The following is a 15,623-nucleotide window of genomic DNA, read 5'->3' as shown; positions in this document are numbered from 1 at the left end:
TCCTTGTTGAAGAAGCCCGTCATGCTCTGCCGCCACCGCACGACGCTCAATGCAAGCGCGACGTCTGGCCAGTGTCCTCTACCTCAACCGCAGGCGCCCTCCCGCGCAGCGGTTCGTTCTTCGGCCCCATTTCGGTCGTCTATCTCGCAGTGGCAGCATGGAATGTTCGGCGCAGTCATTGCGGGTGTAGGATGATGTCCTGGTCGACGAGGACATTGAATCGGTATCCCGGGCGGATTTTCAGCGTCGGCTGGACATTGAGGTTGCGTGACAGTGTTTGCTGTGACATTTGCCCGAAGGTCTCGGCAAAGGAGCGCCTGGCGGCGTCCTCGACGCTGTTGGACGTGCCGAACGCGTTGCGATCCTGGGGGATCATCATTTCTGTGCCGGCGCCGATAAGGGCCACGAGGACCGCAGATCCGAAGGTCCGGAAATAGTGGTTATCGACATGATCGTTGAACCCGCCATAGCCTGCAGAATCGGTTCCGGCCATGCCGCCGAGCTGGAGCGTGGAACCGTTCGGGAATATGATATCGGTCCAGATAACCAGTACACGGTTTTGCCCGAACGACACATTAGAGTCGTAACGGCCGAACAACTTTGCCCCCTGCGGGATCAGCAGATGGCGGCCCGTAGCACTGTCATAGACGTTCTGGCTGACCTGGGCGGTGATGCGTCCAGGAAGATCGGAGTTGATGCCGGTTATGAGCGTAGCCGGGATGACGGAGCCGCGTTTCAGTTCATAGGGTGACATCTGTGGCACGACCGGATTTGGAAGATAGCCGAGTTCCGCGATGTGCTGATTGAAGAACCGCTCCTTTCCGGCCTGCCCGTTCGGGTCGCTGTTGACGCCAGTCATGCCACTTTGCATGGCGGCGGCGTAGAGATCGAGCGCGCTTGTCGGCCGTGCTGATTGTCCAGCAGGGGAAGAAGTTGCGACTGCCCCTGTGCCAGTGGCTGGACCGTGGTTGAGTTCGTTGATGCTGACAGCGATCGGAGAATCGTAGGCTGCGTCATTGGCCTGTAACCGCGCCATGCGCTGCCGATGCTGCTCGCGCAAATACTGTTCGTGCTGCTCTCGTTCGAGCCTTGCTCGCCAAACCTCTTCCGGCTCGAGTTGCGAGGTCGGCGGTTGCTGTTCAGTTCGGGCGGGGGGGTTCGTTGCTGGGAAAGGATTGGTCGCCGCTTCGCCCGTCTCGATTGGTCGCGGCTGAAATTGTGGCTGGATCGGCTCACCGATAATGCCGTCCGGGACGCCGCGGGTGAGCTGGTCGGCATAGGTCGATGCCGATTGTGATCCAGCCGAGCCGGCGTCCCCATTGTCACGAAAACGAAGCCCGCGCGATGTCAGCCCATAGAAGATGACAGCAAGGAAAATCACCACCAGAGCAATGGCTCCGATAATCGGCAACCGGTTGAGGCGGCGGATCTTCGGAGCGGATGCGGTCGTCTCACCGCCAAGCTTCAGCGATTGCGTCATGCCGTGCCTGCCGAACCATGCTGTTGGACCGACAGCGGGCTAACCGGCAAAGCACCTTCGGTGCCGGGCTTATACATGCGGGTCAGGTCAAAGCGCAATGTCGACAGCCTGGCCAGGACGGCTCCCTCAAACTCGTCGACCGTATAGGCGAGAGCGAGGATATTTGCCTCGTCGGTCTTTTGATCTGTAACGATGGCGTAACCCCAGCTTTGCAGGGATGCCTGAAGCGCCTGACCGAATATCGAGCCGTCGGGCGTGAACCGAATCGTGGTGTTGCCAGGCCCGACCTGTTCGGCAAGCCTGCCCACCATGTCGCTGGCAATGCTGCTGGCGGCTTCCGGCGTCAGCTGTGCTGTTACCGTGCTTTGGATCAGGCCCGCCTGTCCCAACGTTTGGCAACCGGAGAGAAGGCCGGCGCATATAAGAGCAGCAGCGAGGCGGCCAAATAAGGAAAATCCGCGCATCCCCCTACCCTCCCCGCCGGATGGTAATCTTTTGCCGCTGGCGACCGACGCCGGAAACGAGAATGGCGTGATCGATGTAATAATCGACCACCATCATGGAACCGTTCATCCGGTAGTTGACGATGCGGTTTTCACCTCCGGACACGACAAACAGCACAGGAGCATCCTGGCCAGACAGCGAGGATGGAAACTGGATGTAGGTTTTCTGGCCGTCGCTATAGATCCGCGTTGGACGCCAGCGCGCCGAACCGCTCATCCGGAACGCGAAATTGAGCTGGTCGGCGGCAATGCCAGCGCCCGGGACGATGCTGGCTTCCATGCGCGCGCTGATTTCAGCAAACCGGGCGTTGACGTCCTCGGGATATTCGAAGCCGACACGCGCCATATACTGACTCTGATGGGACTTAAGCTGAATGTGATAGGTGCGCCGCGACGTCGTTATCACCATCGAGGTGACGAGCCCGGCCTCGGATGGCTTGACGATCAGATGTATGGCCTGCCCACCGGGTGCGCCGGAGGTTGCCGGTTCGACTTTCCAGCGCACCGTGTCGCCAAGAAGAACATCACGGACGATTTCGCCGGCCTGAAGCTCGATATCGCAGACCTGAAGGGGTGAACATACGACCGAGGGCTGAACCTCGCCGAACAGGAAAATCACCTTGCCGTCATTGCCGCGGGTAACGACCCCCCTCCCCGACTGCCATTGACCGGAGAGGTTCGTTCCTCGCATCTCATTGGCATTCAGCGCTTGTGCCTGGGCAACTGCCGGTGCTGCGGATAAGAGCAGGGCGGCGCACAGGATGATGCCCCGCGTCCTGGATATGATCATGATACTCTCCTGCGGGGCACTCACAGTTGCGCCGTCCACTCGAAATCTTTCAGATAGAGCCCGATCGGATTGAAGCGGATGACAGCCTCGTCCTGGGGCGGGGTCAGCGTCACGGTGGCGATGCCACGGTAGCGACGGGTGCCGAGTTCCTTGCCTTGCCGATCCCGCTGAAACTCGGTCCAGTCGACCTGATAGCTCTGGTTCGACAGCGGCACGATGTTGGTCACCTCGATGGCGACTGTCATGGTGAGCGCGCGATCGAAGGGGGAATTGCCCCTGAACCAGGCATTGATCTTCTCGGTGGCCGGGTCGGAGGTACGCAGCAGCGCATAGGTGCGATCGATATATTGCTTCTGGACAACCGCATCAGGTGTCACCGAGCGGAAATTGCTCACGAAGGAGCCGAGTGTGGCGCGCACGACGCGGGCATCTGCATATTCGATCTGCTGCGGAAACCCGGCGCTGGCGGCCGTGCCCAGACGATCGACCTCGACGATATAGGGGACGAGTTTGACCTGTGTGCTTTGATAAAGCGCATAGGAGAAGCCGATCACCGCCATCAGCATGCCGGTGATGCCGACAATACGCCATGAACGTGCTGCGTTCACATAGGAACCGTAGCGCTCGTTCCACTCCTGGCGCGCGGCAAGATAGGGGTTTTCGGGTGGGTTGCGGGTAGCCATGTCCTGTCATTCACGCCTTGTCGTCGCTAGAGGGTTTGCGGCTCGGTCGCCCCTGGGCCTGGTCGAGTTTGGAATTGGCAAGGCCGAGCGTTGACGCCCCCCATGTGCCGGGCACGCCGATGGCCTTGTCACGCGCGGCGCCAGCCAGCGCGCTGCCTGCCGCACCGGCGCCTGACGCCATGCCTTTGAGCGCGGCGGCGCCGAACGAGGCGCCGCCGGCGCGGGCGTCTGAATAGGCTGCCGCCCCTGTCTTTGCGCCTCCCGCAGCGAGTGCCGCTCCGCCGACCGCGAAACTTGCGGCCTGTCCGCCATGGCGGATGGTCTCCATACCGCCAGTCACCGAAACACCCTGCACGACGCCCTGAATGATGTTGGGCACATAGATTGAGATGATGAAGACGACGACGGAAATGCCGGCGATGGCGAGCGTCGACAAATACTCGTCGGTGCCGGATGGGCCGCTGGCCAGATTGACCAGCACCTGAGATCCAATGCGCGCGATCATGACAAGAGCCATCAGCTTCATCCCGACGCTGAAGGCATAGACGAGGTAGCGGACAGCAAAGTCTTTGGTGAAGCTCGAGCCTCCGAGGCCCAGCATGATCATGCCGGCAAGCAGGCCGACATACATTTCCACCATCACCGAGATGAAGATCGCCGCGACGAGGCTGAAGCAGATGACGACAACGATCATGGCAAAGACGGCGGCGACGGCGAGCGCATTATCTTCGAACAGCCCGAACTGAGCCTTGCTCGACATGGCGCTGGCCACCTGGAGACCGGCATTGAAGACATTGGCGGGCGAGGCGGAACCGCCGCCAGCACCGATCTGGAACAGACTGTCGACCATCGCCTTGGCGAAGGTTGGCCCCTGTTCGAGGATGAAGACGAACAGGCCGATAAACATGATGCGTCGCACCAGTTCGGCAAACCAGGTGTCGAGCGAGGCGGCCGCCAGCGACAGCCAGACAGCGGCAATGCCGATCTCGATACCGGCAAGGATCCAGAACAGTGAACGGGCCGCCTGCAGGACGGTTGTTTCCCACCCCTGGGCAGCACTTGCGACTTCGTTTTCCAGGTTGGTCAAGAGTGAGCCGTCCTGGGCGATGGCCGGCTCAATCAGGATCGACAGGGTAAGCAGAGCAATGACTGCCGCCCTAATCACCGGCGGCGTCATTGCCCTGCTCCTCTTGGGCGCCCCAGCGCGGCCGCATTTCTTGGCCGCCGGTCGTATCGAACTGCTGGGGGGCAATGGCGGCTGGCGCCGCGGGCTCTGGCGTGCCAGCAGGACCCATGACAATCCAGAACGTTACGGCAATGCCGACCACCACGATAATGACTGCAATAATGAGGACGATCCTGTTCACCAGCGAGGCTCCATCATCTGACCGCCAGAAGTTGACGGGGCGGTTGACCTGAAGAATTCCTCGCGCCGTGTCTGGGCGAGGTCCTTTGCTGCCTGCTCGGATTGATACCAGGTGGCCATCATTGTCATTTGCTGTGACACGAGCCCGCGCAGCTTCTGGGATTGCGCAACCTGCTGGGCTGCGATCTGGTGTCCGACCTGAAGGGCCTGCATCTGGCCGACCGCGCTTTGCGACATGGAGCGTAACTGCGACATGGTCGCTTCCTCGCTGCCGAATTGTTCTGCGGTGAAGCCGGCGGCGCGCAATGTCGACGCGATGGTGTCGCGATTGGTGTCGGACCAGTCCTGATAGCTCGACGAGAAGCTCGCGTCATTGGCAAGGCCGCTCTTGAACTCGGCGAAGCTCTGGAACCGCTGCTTCAGGACGTCATCGATATTGCCCATTGAGAACGCGATCCCCTGTCCCTGATTGACGAGACCCTGAAGGCGGGTGAGATCGCTTTCCACCTGTCCCCAGATATGGCTGGGAAGCTGCAGGGTGTTTTGCAGCATGTTTTCGTAGATTCGGATCTGGTTCTGGATTTGCTCGGCCAGTTGGGTGATCTGCTGTACCTGGTTCTGGATTTGCTCCGCCGACTGGCCGACCAGGCCCACCAGCTCGGAATTGTTGAGCAGTTGCGTCCATTCCGTCGCTTGTCCGGTGACGGCTCCGGCATAAGCAGGCGCAGATGGGATCATGCCGATGATCCCAAGCGCGGTAATAGCAATCCTAGCGGTGTGCGAGAATGGTTTCGACATTGCCGACCCCCCTTTCCGTAAGCCAGACCGCCGGCCAGTATGAGCCGTGGTCGTGGTGAAGCTGCTGGACGCGTTTGAGGTCGTCCTTGCCGGCGGCGCCGACGAAGGACAGCGCGACAGGCCCGAGCGCCATGTCGAAAAGGCGTCGACCCTCTGGCGAGGCGACGTAATATTCGCGCTTGGGCGTAGCCAATGCCACGATCTCGATCTGGCGCTCGTTGAAGCCGATGCGCTGATAGAACTCGCGTGTGCCCGGTTCACGTGCCGCGCCATTCGGCAGGCAGATCTTCGTTGGGCAGCTTTCCTTCAGCACGTCGATAATGCCGGAGCGCTCAGCGTCCGAAATCGACTGCGTGGCCAACAGGACCGCGCAATTGGCCTTGCGCAGCACTTTCAACCATTCGCGGATCTTGTCCCTGAATGTCGGATGGCCCAGCATCAGCCAGGCTTCATCCAGCATGATCAGGCTTGGCGCACCGGTGAGACGCTTTTCAATCCGCCGGAAGAGATAGAGCAGGACCGGCACGAGATTGCGCTCGCCCATATTCATCAGCTCTTCGACCTCGAAGCACTGGAATGTGCCCAATGTCAGGCCATCCTGTTCGGCATCGAGCAACTGACCCATTGCCCCGTCGACCGTGTAGTGATGCAGGGCATCCTTGATCTCGCGCAGCTGCACACCACTCACGAAATCGGACAGTGAGCGGCCGGGCGCCGAAGCCATCAACCTGATCTGGCGTGAAATCGCATTGCGATGATCGGGTGTGATGGTCACGCCTTGCATGGCGACCAGCGTCTCGACCCACTCGGCCGCCCAGGCCCGATCCCCGTCGCTGTCAAGTTCAGCCAGCGGGCAGAAGGCGAGCATGGCGTCGCCCTCCCCTGCCCCGATTTCATAGTGGTCGCCGCCGGAAGCCAATGTCAGCGGCAGGAGCGATTTGCCCTTGTCGAAGGCAAAGACCTGCGCATCGCGGTAGCGCCGGAACTGGGCAGCGATCAGGGCGAGCAAAGTCGATTTACCGGAACCGGTCGGGCCAAACACCAGCGTGTGGCCGACATCATCGACATGAAGGTTCAGTCGAAACGGGGTGGACCCGCTGGCGACCTGCAGCAGCGGCGGTGAGGCGGGCGGATAGAATGGACATGGTGCTGTGGCACTGCCCGACCATACCGAATTGACCGGGATGAGGTCGGCGAGGTTGCGCGTGTTGATCAGCGGTTCGCGGATGTTGGCGTACCAGTTGCCCGGCAGTGAACCGAGATACGCTTCGGAGGCGTTGAGTGTCTCGATGCGCGCCCCGAACCCTTCCGCTTGGATCAGCCGGCGCACCGCCTCGGCCTGTTCACGCAGTTGGTCGTCGTCACGATCGAACATCACGATGACCGGCGTATAGTAGCCATAGGCTACCAGTTGCGATGAGGCCTCGGCGATGGCGTCTTCTGCCTCGACCACCATCAGCATGGCGTCCTGGTCGACCGACCGGCTCTGGGTCTGGAACAGCTGGTCGAAGAAGGGCCGCACCTTCTGCTGCCACTTCTTGCGGGTGCGCTCGAGCTTTTGCCGCGCTTCCTGCTCATCGAGGAAGACGAAGCGGCTCGACCAGCGATAGGTCAGCGGCATCGCGTCGAGCAGGTTCAAAATGCCCGGCCAGCTTTCGGCCGGAAAGCCGTCTATGGCAATAACGGCCAGATACTGGCCGTCGACCATCGGTGACAGTCCATGGTGGAACTCGGCTGTCGCCAGCCAGTCGAGATACATCGGGATTTCCGGCAGCCGGATCGGATGATTTTCCCCGACGATGCAAAACCGGATGAACTGAAAAAGCTCGTCATAGCGGGCCTCGCGGCCGGTCTCGGGATCGATGACGGTCCGCGTGACCATGCGGCGGATCGACAGCACGTTGGCCAGATACTGCTCGACCTCGCGGATCGATGTCCGGAAACTGTCAAGCACTGTGTCGGCATAGGTTTCGGAGCGGCTCTCGGCGTCGGAATAGATGTAACGGGTCATGGCCGAGCGCCGCCGTTCGGGCGGCCGATAGGTGAGGATCAGCGCATGCTGGCTTTCATAATGGCCCCGCTCGGCCTCGAAATGCGCGCGCCGCTCATTATCGATCGCTGCGGTCACAGCATCCGGAAAATGACAATCTTCGCGTGACGGATAGGAATCGGTCGACACGCGTACGGCCTCGACCTGGATCATCCAGCCGGAGCCGAGCCGCGACAGGATTGCGTTGATCTGACGCGATACTTCGTTGCGCTCGGGATTGGTCGAGCTTTCCGAATCCGGGCCGGCAAAGTACCAGCCCGCCATCAGACTCCCGTCCTTGAGCAGGATCACACCATCGTCGACCAGCCCGGCGTAGGGGAGAAGATCGGAAAAGGACGGATTTGTATTGCGGAACTGACGAAGGGCGACCATCAGCGTCTCAGTACTTGCGCCAGGGCGATGAGGTCGGCCTATAGGCCTGTCGATATCGGATATGGCGCAGATAGACCTGCCGCATCATCGGATCGGCCTTGGCCATTATCCGCAGCGCGCTGACGACACCGATCCAGATTGCGATGCCCAGCAGTGCCGAGAACCAGGTCAGCACCACAAAGATCAGGATCACCGTCGCAAGACCGGTCAGCAGGACCAGTTCACGATCGGCGCCCATCAAATGGTTCGGGCGCGACAGCGCCCGGTGAATGCGGGATCGTGCAAGCGGCGCAATTGGCTCAGCCATTTCTCCCCTCCCCTGCCCCGGCTGGTTGCAGGGAGTCGACTGTACCGATCGATGCGCCGGAGGCGCCGAACAGGCCGACGATCTGAGTTGCGCCGAGCAGGATGCCGGCGACGAGGACCACATACATCAGCCTTCGCGCAAAATCGTTCAGCTCGCCGCCGAAGATCAGCATCCCGCCGGCGACGGCGACCGCGGCGAGTGCGATGAACCCGGCCACCGGCCCGGTGATCGACTGCTGGATCTGTTGCAACGGCCCTTCCCACGGTAGCCCGCCACCGCCCGACGCAAGTGCGGGCGCGCTCGACAGGGCAAAGATGATGAAGGTCACCGTCAGAAAGGCGACGGTCTTGTTATGCGGCATCGAGGCGGCCCTTTTCTGAATAAGTCTCAATTTGGTAATTCCCGTCGCGCCAGGCCTCGACGTGGATCACCTCGCGTACCCGCCGGCCGGTCGGTGTGCGCTCGATTGACACCACAAGGTCCACGGCTTCGCCGATGACGTCGTGCATAGGCTGCTGGCTTGCCTCGGCGGTAAGTTGCTCGAGCCTGCGCAGGGCTGAAAACGCATTGTTGGCGTGAATGGTGGTGATGCCGCCCGGATGGCCAGTGTTCCACGCCTTGAGCATGGTGAGCGCCGCGCCGTCGCGAACCTCGCCGACGATGATGCGATCGGGTCGCAACCGCATGGTACTCTTCAAAAGCCGTGCCATGTCGACCGTATCAGCAGTATGGAGCTGGACGGCGTTCTCGGCGGCGCACTGGATCTCGGCCGTATCCTCCAGGATCACCAGCCGGTGTTCGGGCGATGTGCGCACCATCTCCGCGATAACCGCATTGGCCAGCGTGGTCTTGCCGGAACCCGTGCCGCCGGAAATGACGATGTTGAGGCGGGCATCGATGGCATTACGGATAAGTGTCGCCTGCTCCGCCCTCATAATCGAACTGTGCACATAGTCATCTAGCGGGATCAGGCGCGATGCCCGTTTGCGGATGGTGAAGCTCGGGCCCGCCACGACTGGCGGCAACAACCCCTCGAAGCGGTGGCCGCCGATCGGCAACTCTCCGGAAATGATAGGCTGGTCTTCATCGGCTTCCGTCTGAAGCGCATGCGCGACACTGCCGATGATGATTTCGGCGGCCCCAGGCTGTAGCTCACCCATACTGTCGATCCCCTGCCCCAGCCGTTCGACGAATAATCGCCCGTCCGGGTTCAGCATGATCTCGACAACGGAGGTGTCCTCCAAGGCCAGGCAAATGGTTTCGCCAAGTGCATCCTGCAGCTTGCGCACGAGTCGGTGATGGGAGCGTGACGCCTTCATGTTGAGTGCGGCCCACCTCGCAATGCGATTGAAGACGGATAAGTGTGGTGCGATGTGGCGTGGCGTCGAATGGTCAATGGCGGCTCCCCGGCTGGTGGCGCGACATCAACATCAAATTCGCAGTAGGGTCAGCCCGGCATAAATGCCGGGTATGGACTCAATGAGTCGCAGTCATTCTTGGAGCCGACGCTCAGTGCGGAAGCGAATGAGATATTTAGTTGGGTGCGTTTCCCCGGCATAAATGCCGGGTTGGTTTCAGAGGGAAGTAGGGAACTCCTGATAAGCTAACTAGCCGGATTCATAGCGTTAATTGCCTCTTTGCGAGGCTCGGCTAGTGACTACCAGCGCGCTCGATTAAGATGTTGTTAACCTTATTCTTCTTGCCAACCCGGTAGAATCGCGGATACTGGCGCTAAATACGGCCAAATATGGTTTTTGGCGCTATTATCATTGAGGGCAGGATAGGAATGAGTGCGCTTCCGTCATTTGAGTTCGACGAGAAGATCTTGGCGCAAGGTGCCGAGATTTCGCGGAAGCTCGATCAACTCCGTCTTGAGAAATTCCCGCCAAACGCCAAGAAAACCTTGCGCCGGTTCCCGATGGCGGAAGTAGCGCACTATCTCGGCGTTAGCCCTAATAATCTGAAGCGTTTGCATCTTGAAGGGAAAGGCCCGGAGCCGCACATAGCCTCGGGTGGTCGCCGGTTCTATACGGCCGAGCAGATGATCGAGTTGCGCGACTATCTTGACAAAAATGGCCGCTCAGATTCCAAAAAATACGCCCCCTTCCGCAAAGCTGGTGAGAAGCTGCAGGTTATCGCTGTCGTAAACTTCAAGGGCGGCTCAGGTAAAACAACGACAGCGGCACATCTTGGCCAGCATCTTGCATTGACCGGACATCGTGTACTCGCCGTGGATCTCGATCCACAGGCGTCCCTTTCTGCATTGCACGGCTTCCAGCCCGAGTTGGATCGCAATCCATCACTCTATGATGCGATTAGATATGACGACAAACGGCGTTCGGTAACTGACGTTATCATGTCGACGAACTTCCCATTGCTGGACATTATTCCTGCAAACCTTGAACTCCAGGAATATGAGTACGACACGCCTCTTTCGATGCAGACATCCAACGAAGGGAAGAGGTTTTACACGCGTCTTGGCCGCGCCTTGGAGGAAGTCGATGATCGCTATGATGTAGTGGTGATCGACTGCCCTCCGCAACTCGGCTTCTTAACATTGACGGCGCTGACTGCATCAACATCGGTATTGATAACTGTCCATCCGCAGATGCTTGACCTCATGTCGATGAGTCAATTTCTGCTGATGCTCGGCAATTTCGTCAAGACGATCCGAGAAAAGGGCGCGCCAGTGAAAATGGACTGGCTGCGGTATCTCATCACCCGCTTCGAGCCGACTGACATTCCGCAGGCTCAGTTGCTCGGATTTATGCAGTCGATGCTCGCCGAGGAGATACTCAAGAACCCAATGTTGAAGTCGACCGCCATCTCCGATGCTGGTCTGACGAAGCAGACACTCTACGAGGTAGAGCGCGCGAACTTTAATCGGGACACCTATGATCGAGCGATTGAGTCACTCGATGCGGTAAATTTTGAAATCCAGACGCTTATTCATCAAGCATGGGGACGGCTGTAATGTTGACTGCCGTAAATATCAAGGAAAACCCTTATATTATCAAGCGTGTAGGTAAGTTTGAGAGGGCTGGTAATGGCTCGTAAAAACCCATTCGCGAGCATTCTCGATGACGGCGAAAGGCTGGCGACGCCATCTGCCGTGCAGTATGCAGCAAAGGGAGCGTCTCGATCCATTCTGAACTCCCTTGATGAGATGGCTGCTCGTGCCGACAAACTGGTCGAAGGAGAAACAATCGTTGAGATCGAGCCGGACTTAATCGACCCATCGTTCGTCCGGGATCGGCGCGCGGACGACGAGGAGGAATTTGCGGAACTGCTTGAGGCTATCCGGGCAGGCGGACAGAATTCGCCGATCCTCGTCCGCCCTCACTCCAGCGCCCCAGGGCGCTACATGGTCGTCTTTGGACACAGGCGGCTGAAGGTAGCAAAAACACTCGGGCGGAAGGTCAGAGCGATCGTTAAGGACATGCAAGACCGCGAGCATGTCCTTGCTTTGGGCCATGAGAATTCCGCTCGGGCGAACGTACCATTTATTGAAAGGGCGCGTTTTGCGGCGGATGTCGCCCGGCTGCGATATGACGAAGACAACGCCACCATCCTTAGTGCGCTGTCGGTAGACCGCACTACTCTTTCTAAGATGCTGTCAGTCGCAAGTTTGCCAGAAGCGATTCTGGATGGCATCGGTGAAGCCAAGGCAGTTGGTAGGGATCGCTGGTATGATCTTAAGCTGTTGCTCGACAACCCGGCCAATCTTGAACTCGCGGTTACATTGGTGGCCGAAGACGGCTTCGCGTCGGTCGCGAGCGAGGCCCGTTTTGACCTTTTGGTCCAGCGCTTAAAGTCGGCCACATCACGAAAACGTGCCAAGCCAAAGCCCGTAAAACGCAGTTGGGCACCACGAGATGCATCGATGTCAGCGGAAATGATCGGCGATGGAAAGCGCTTCACTATGGCGGTGAAATCCAAGAACGCCGATGCACGTGAGTTCGGTGAGTTCCTGTCCGAAAACCTCGATCAACTTTACGAGGCGTTTCGCGGGCGAACCAGTACCATCAGCGAAGGAGGCTAACCCGCAAAAGAAAAAGGCCCCCGAAAACGAAATTCCGGAAGACCTTCTCTTTAGTTTGGCGACTTAGAGAATCCCACTTCCGCGAATCAGTGTCAAGTCCAACCCGGCCTGAGAAGCCGTTTTGGAGGCCGGATTTCTTTTGCCTAGCGATAGGTGAAGGATAATGCAGACGCATATCTCAACGACGCCCTTTGGGCGGCGAGCTATGACGCTTGGCCAGATTGCAAGCCAGGCAACCGCAAAGGCGATGCCGCAAGAGGCAATCGCCAACAAATGGCAGGTTTTCCAGCACATTCGTGAAGCCCGCGAATTGCTCGGTGCGACGGATCGCTCGCTGGCGATCCTCAATGCCTTGCTGTCGTTTCACAGGGAAACGGAACTCTCGGCGACAAGCGAACTCATCGTCTGGCCGTCGAACGAGCAGCTGATTGCTCGCGCCAACGGGATCTCGCCGGCGACGCTTCGGCGCCATCTTTCGGTTCTGGTCGAATGCGGATTGATCATCCGCAGGGACAGCCCGAATGGCAAGCGCTTCGCGCGGCGGAGCAGGGCAGGGGAGATCGAGCAGGCCTATGGCTTCGATCTGTCGCCGATCGTCGCCCGTGCCGCGGAGTTCAGGGACCTAGCGGAGGCGGTGCAAGCGGAGAAGAAGGCGTTCCGCGTAGCCAGGGAGCGCCTGACGTTGCTACGGCGCGATATCGTCAAGATGATCGACGTAGGGATCGAGGAAGGAGTGCCGGGGAACTGGGGCAGGGTGCTTCAGACATACCAGGCGGTCATCAGCAGGCTTCCGCGCACGGCCTCGAGGCAGCTCATTGAGGACATCTGCGCGGAGCTCCATGAACTGCACGCGGAGATACGTGACGTATTGGAATCTTTCACGAAAACACAGAATCCGAACGCCAATGAGTCTCAATCTGACCGCCACATACAGAATTCAAATCCAGAATCCCCATCTGAATCTGAATACGGCCCTGGAGAAAAAAATGAAGCGAGCGGCAGCGCTGCGGAAACCGACAACGTACGGAGCCTGCCGAAACGGGATTTGCCACTGAGCATTGTGCTGGATGCGTGCCCGAACCTGCGGGATGCTGGCCAGACGGGCGAAATCCGCCACTGGCGTGATTTTCTTGCGGCCGCAGAATTGGTCCGCACCATGCTCGGCATCAGTCCCAGCGCCTGGCAGGAGGCCCGCGAGGTCATGGGCGAGGTTCAGGCGGCAATTGCGCTGGCGGCGATCTATCAAAGGTCCGACCAGATCAACAGCGCCGGCGGGTATTTGCGCAGCCTGACCGACAAGGCGCGGGAAGGAAAATTCTCGACCTGGCCGATGGTCATGGCGCTCCTGCGCGCCAAGCTGGATGAAGGAAAGCGGGACAGACCTTCCGAAAACGCGATATCTGAGCCCGGCTCACGGCTCGAGGTGTCGGATTCGCTTCTGAAAAGCCTGCGAAAGCTGAACCAATGATCGAGAGGACACCTACCAGGCAAGAGCCAATCGACGCATTACCGAAGCGTGACGGTGAGAGCAGCACGACGACACGCGTATCGGGGAGTTATGCCGTCAAAGATCACGTCGTTCTACTCGCCGGGTCCGGTGCGCAGCGCAGTTCACGGCACCCATGGATTATAGAGATCGATCCCGAAACCGTCGAAATCCTTTATGTTGCGCGTTGCCAGGGTGAGGCTTTGCGAGATAGCGGTGGCAGCGATCAGCCCATCCATCGACGAAAGACCACGACCGCGGCGCTTTGCAACGCCCATCAGGTCTCCCCAAGCCATAGCCACTGCCTCATCTATCGGCAGAACCCGTTGTGCGAAGCGTTGAGGCAGGTCTTGCGAGAGCCATTCCGTCAGGGCATCGCGGCGCCGACCTTGGTCCATGAGGACTACGCCGCGCCGGATTTCAGCAATCGATACCACGCTGAGGAATGTTCGGTCCTCATCGAGTGCGTCCAACCATCCGAGGACGCGTGGGTCGGGCGAGGGTTTGGTGACCTCCGATAGGACGTTGGTGTCGAGCAGGAGCCTCACAGCGGCAGATCACGCGGTTCGTCACGCAGTCGTTCAAGGTCCAGATCGACACCGCGCAGCGGAGAGTCCAGCAAGAACTCCGCGAGTGTTCCTTTGCGGGCGGTTTTTCGTTCCCATTCTTCGGCCGAGACGACGACAACACTTGGTTTTCCGTTGCGGGTGATGGTTTGTGGAGAGGATTGGGCACGTTCAATAACCTGCGAAAGGCGGGCTTTTGCGCTTGCGACTGTCCAATTGGTATCTTCTTTAGGAGCGGGTAGCATGCTAACCTCCGGTGACTATAATAACTATCGTGACTATATAAGGGCTGCGATCGAACCGCAACAGGGTAGGGTATGGGGCTTTCCAAAGTCCGTTCGCCTTTGTCGGGTTCACTTGGATCTATCTCGGCGCCGCCGATACTTGCCGGTTATCTCCGTGCTGATGTGCCAAGCGGCTTCCGAGCGTTCGCGTTCTGGCAGATGTCCACGCTCGCTCGCACCGGCGCGAGCTCGCATCGATTTACCGCAACCGGCTTGGCATCGAAATGGGTGGAAATGGATGGATCAATGGAAGGACGCGAATACAACGACCGAAGGCGGTATCCTCGTTGGCCTGGTTTAGCCGCAGATCACGCCGTCTCGCTGACAAGAAGGCCGGAACGTCTTGCGCGATCGAGCAGGTTCTTGACCGATGATGGAGCCCATTTGGTTCCGCCGCGTGGTGTGCGCTCATGCAAACGCTCGAGCTGACTGGCGATTTCGCGCAATGTCAGCCTGGGATTGGATGCATGGATGCCGGTCACCAGCGTCATCAGGCGATCTTCTGGAAGCCGGGGAGGGGATTTGCGCAGCAGTGCCGCGTCGGCCATGCCTTCGGAGACCATCCATCTGACTGCTCTTCGAAGGCGTTCTGGTGTCCAGTCGAGCCCGCGCTGCTTCAGGACACGGGCAATGTCGTCCCAGGTATGGTCCGGCCGCATACGCCGCACTGTTGGAAGCCATTGGCTTGCCGTCGCTTGGACCCGTTCGCCATATGCAGCCTTTTGCGCCGCGGTCATCTTCGCCAGCGCCTCCGGCCGACGCTCGCGAATTCCGGGATGGGGTCAGAACAAGAGCTGCTCGAAATCGTACGCTAAGCTTGAACGGAGCGGGAACGCTTGATTGACCGCATTTCAAAAAGGGCATCTATGACCGGACATTCTGGAACCTGATCGCCG

At 59.3% G+C, this 15,623-nt stretch carries 16 protein-coding genes and 1 pseudogene; 3 read left to right on the top strand and 14 right to left on the bottom strand.

Annotation, left to right across the window (positions count from 1 at the left end):
* Window positions 1–175: 175 nt before the first annotated feature.
* From trbI to trbB, 11 genes are read right to left on the bottom strand one after another with little or no spacing between them, the layout of a single operon-like run.
* Window positions 176–1,480: an IncP-type conjugal transfer protein TrbI gene (gene trbI, locus EET67_RS24235; RefSeq protein ID WP_128628764.1), complete on the bottom strand. Its 1,305-nt coding sequence runs from the start codon at window positions 1,478–1,480 to the stop codon at window positions 176–178.
* Window positions 1,477–1,944: a conjugal transfer protein TrbH gene (trbH, locus tag EET67_RS24230; protein ID WP_128628763.1), complete on the bottom strand. Its 468-nt coding sequence runs from the start codon at window positions 1,942–1,944 to the stop codon at window positions 1,477–1,479. The genes trbI and trbH overlap by 4 nt, the downstream gene beginning before the upstream one ends.
* Before the next feature lie 4 nt (window positions 1,945–1,948).
* A complete protein-coding gene (gene trbG / locus EET67_RS24225) occupies window positions 1,949–2,773 on the bottom strand; it encodes a P-type conjugative transfer protein TrbG (RefSeq protein ID WP_128628762.1) in 825 nt (274 codons plus the stop codon).
* Window positions 2,774–2,793: 20 nt separating this feature from the next.
* Entirely contained in the window at window positions 2,794–3,456 is a 663-nt protein-coding gene (locus tag EET67_RS24220) for a conjugal transfer protein TrbF (RefSeq protein ID WP_128628761.1), read from the bottom strand.
* A 10-nt stretch (window positions 3,457–3,466) separates the two neighbouring features.
* Complete coding sequence (gene trbL, locus EET67_RS24215) at window positions 3,467–4,633, bottom strand: P-type conjugative transfer protein TrbL (RefSeq protein ID WP_128628760.1); 1,167 nt, start codon at window positions 4,631–4,633, stop codon at window positions 3,467–3,469.
* Window positions 4,614–4,823 (bottom strand): TrbJ/VirB5 family protein, encoded by a 210-nt coding sequence (locus EET67_RS24210; protein WP_165900030.1) that lies wholly within the window; start codon window positions 4,821–4,823, stop codon window positions 4,614–4,616. The genes trbL and EET67_RS24210 overlap by 20 nt, the downstream gene beginning before the upstream one ends.
* On the bottom strand, window positions 4,820–5,560 hold the full coding sequence (gene trbJ, locus EET67_RS24205; protein WP_245451210.1) for a P-type conjugative transfer protein TrbJ: 741 nt from the start codon (window positions 5,558–5,560) through the stop codon (window positions 4,820–4,822). The genes EET67_RS24210 and trbJ overlap by 4 nt, the downstream gene beginning before the upstream one ends.
* 31 nt (window positions 5,561–5,591) lie before the next feature.
* Window positions 5,592–8,042 (bottom strand): conjugal transfer protein TrbE, encoded by a 2,451-nt coding sequence (locus tag EET67_RS24200; RefSeq protein ID WP_128628757.1) that lies wholly within the window; start codon window positions 8,040–8,042, stop codon window positions 5,592–5,594.
* Between the two features lie 7 nt (window positions 8,043–8,049).
* Window positions 8,050–8,349, bottom strand: coding sequence for a conjugal transfer protein TrbD (locus tag EET67_RS24195; protein WP_128628756.1), 300 nt, complete (start codon window positions 8,347–8,349; stop codon window positions 8,050–8,052).
* Window positions 8,342–8,710, bottom strand: coding sequence for a TrbC/VirB2 family protein (locus EET67_RS24190; protein WP_128628755.1), 369 nt, complete (start codon window positions 8,708–8,710; stop codon window positions 8,342–8,344). Before EET67_RS24190 ends, EET67_RS24195 begins: the two co-directional genes overlap by 8 nt.
* A complete protein-coding gene (trbB, locus tag EET67_RS24185; protein WP_128628754.1) occupies window positions 8,700–9,668 on the bottom strand; it encodes a P-type conjugative transfer ATPase TrbB in 969 nt (322 codons plus the stop codon). Before trbB ends, EET67_RS24190 begins: the two co-directional genes overlap by 11 nt.
* Window positions 9,669–10,135: 467 nt before the next feature.
* Between trbB and repA the strand changes: the two genes are divergently transcribed.
* The 3 genes from repA (at window position 10,136) to repC (ending at window position 13,859) form a co-directional block, all read left to right on the top strand.
* Window positions 10,136–11,323 carry a plasmid partitioning protein RepA gene (gene repA / locus EET67_RS24180; protein WP_128628753.1) on the top strand — a complete coding sequence of 396 codons (1,188 nt, stop codon included), beginning with the start codon at window positions 10,136–10,138 and terminating at the stop codon, window positions 11,321–11,323.
* 72 nt (window positions 11,324–11,395) lie between these two features.
* Window positions 11,396–12,391, top strand: a complete 996-nt coding sequence (gene repB / locus EET67_RS24175; RefSeq protein WP_128628752.1) for a plasmid partitioning protein RepB — start codon at window positions 11,396–11,398, stop codon at window positions 12,389–12,391.
* 163 nt (window positions 12,392–12,554) lie between these two features.
* Window positions 12,555–13,859 (top strand): plasmid replication protein RepC, encoded by a 1,305-nt coding sequence (gene repC, locus EET67_RS24170; protein WP_128628751.1) that lies wholly within the window; start codon window positions 12,555–12,557, stop codon window positions 13,857–13,859.
* A gap of 143 nt (window positions 13,860–14,002) precedes the next feature.
* On the opposite strand, the gene EET67_RS24165 is transcribed toward repC, so the two are convergent.
* From EET67_RS24165 to EET67_RS24155, 3 genes and pseudogenes are all read right to left on the bottom strand, one after another.
* On the bottom strand, window positions 14,003–14,425 hold the full coding sequence (locus EET67_RS24165) for a type II toxin-antitoxin system VapC family toxin (protein ID WP_128628750.1): 423 nt from the start codon (window positions 14,423–14,425) through the stop codon (window positions 14,003–14,005).
* Window positions 14,422–14,688: a type II toxin-antitoxin system Phd/YefM family antitoxin gene (locus EET67_RS24160; protein ID WP_128628749.1), complete on the bottom strand. Its 267-nt coding sequence runs from the start codon at window positions 14,686–14,688 to the stop codon at window positions 14,422–14,424. Before EET67_RS24160 ends, EET67_RS24165 begins: the two co-directional genes overlap by 4 nt.
* Window positions 14,689–15,035: 347 nt before the next feature.
* A pseudogene (locus tag EET67_RS24155) lies at window positions 15,036–15,506 on the bottom strand (recombinase family protein); the annotation flags it as partial.
* Window positions 15,507–15,623 lie beyond the last annotated feature (117 nt).

The sequence above is a fragment of the Borborobacter arsenicus genome, from assembly GCF_003934165.1.
GTDB lineage: Bacteria > Pseudomonadota > Alphaproteobacteria > Rhizobiales > Rhizobiaceae > Pseudaminobacter > Pseudaminobacter arsenicus.
The sequence above is the reverse complement of the archived record's forward strand: the minus strand, read 5'-3'. Positions and strand labels throughout refer to the sequence as shown.

Excerpts from the sequence above, each read along its gene's own strand:
- trbB (WP_128628754.1), bottom strand. The coding sequence starts at position 9,668 with ATGAAGGCGTCACGCTCCCATCACCGACTCGTGCGCAAGCTGCAGGAT.
- trbJ (WP_245451210.1), bottom strand. The coding sequence starts at position 5,560 with ATGATCCCATCTGCGCCTGCTTATGCCGGAGCCGTCACCGGACAAGCG.
- EET67_RS24220 (WP_128628761.1), bottom strand. The coding sequence starts at position 3,456 with ATGGCTACCCGCAACCCACCCGAAAACCCCTATCTTGCCGCGCGCCAG.
- repC (WP_128628751.1), top strand. The coding sequence starts at position 12,555 with ATGCAGACGCATATCTCAACGACGCCCTTTGGGCGGCGAGCTATGACG.
- EET67_RS24190 (WP_128628755.1), bottom strand. The coding sequence starts at position 8,710 with ATGCCGCATAACAAGACCGTCGCCTTTCTGACGGTGACCTTCATCATC.
- trbI (WP_128628764.1), bottom strand. The coding sequence starts at position 1,480 with ATGACGCAATCGCTGAAGCTTGGCGGTGAGACGACCGCATCCGCTCCG.
- trbH (WP_128628763.1), bottom strand. The coding sequence starts at position 1,944 with ATGCGCGGATTTTCCTTATTTGGCCGCCTCGCTGCTGCTCTTATATGC.
- trbG (WP_128628762.1), bottom strand. The coding sequence starts at position 2,773 with ATGATCATATCCAGGACGCGGGGCATCATCCTGTGCGCCGCCCTGCTC.
- trbL (WP_128628760.1), bottom strand. The coding sequence starts at position 4,633 with ATGACGCCGCCGGTGATTAGGGCGGCAGTCATTGCTCTGCTTACCCTG.
- EET67_RS24200 (WP_128628757.1), bottom strand. The coding sequence starts at position 8,042 with ATGGTCGCCCTTCGTCAGTTCCGCAATACAAATCCGTCCTTTTCCGAT.
- EET67_RS24160 (WP_128628749.1), bottom strand. The coding sequence starts at position 14,688 with ATGCTACCCGCTCCTAAAGAAGATACCAATTGGACAGTCGCAAGCGCA.
- EET67_RS24195 (WP_128628756.1), bottom strand. The coding sequence starts at position 8,349 with ATGGCTGAGCCAATTGCGCCGCTTGCACGATCCCGCATTCACCGGGCG.
- repA (WP_128628753.1), top strand. The coding sequence starts at position 10,136 with ATGAGTGCGCTTCCGTCATTTGAGTTCGACGAGAAGATCTTGGCGCAA.
- repB (WP_128628752.1), top strand. The coding sequence starts at position 11,396 with ATGGCTCGTAAAAACCCATTCGCGAGCATTCTCGATGACGGCGAAAGG.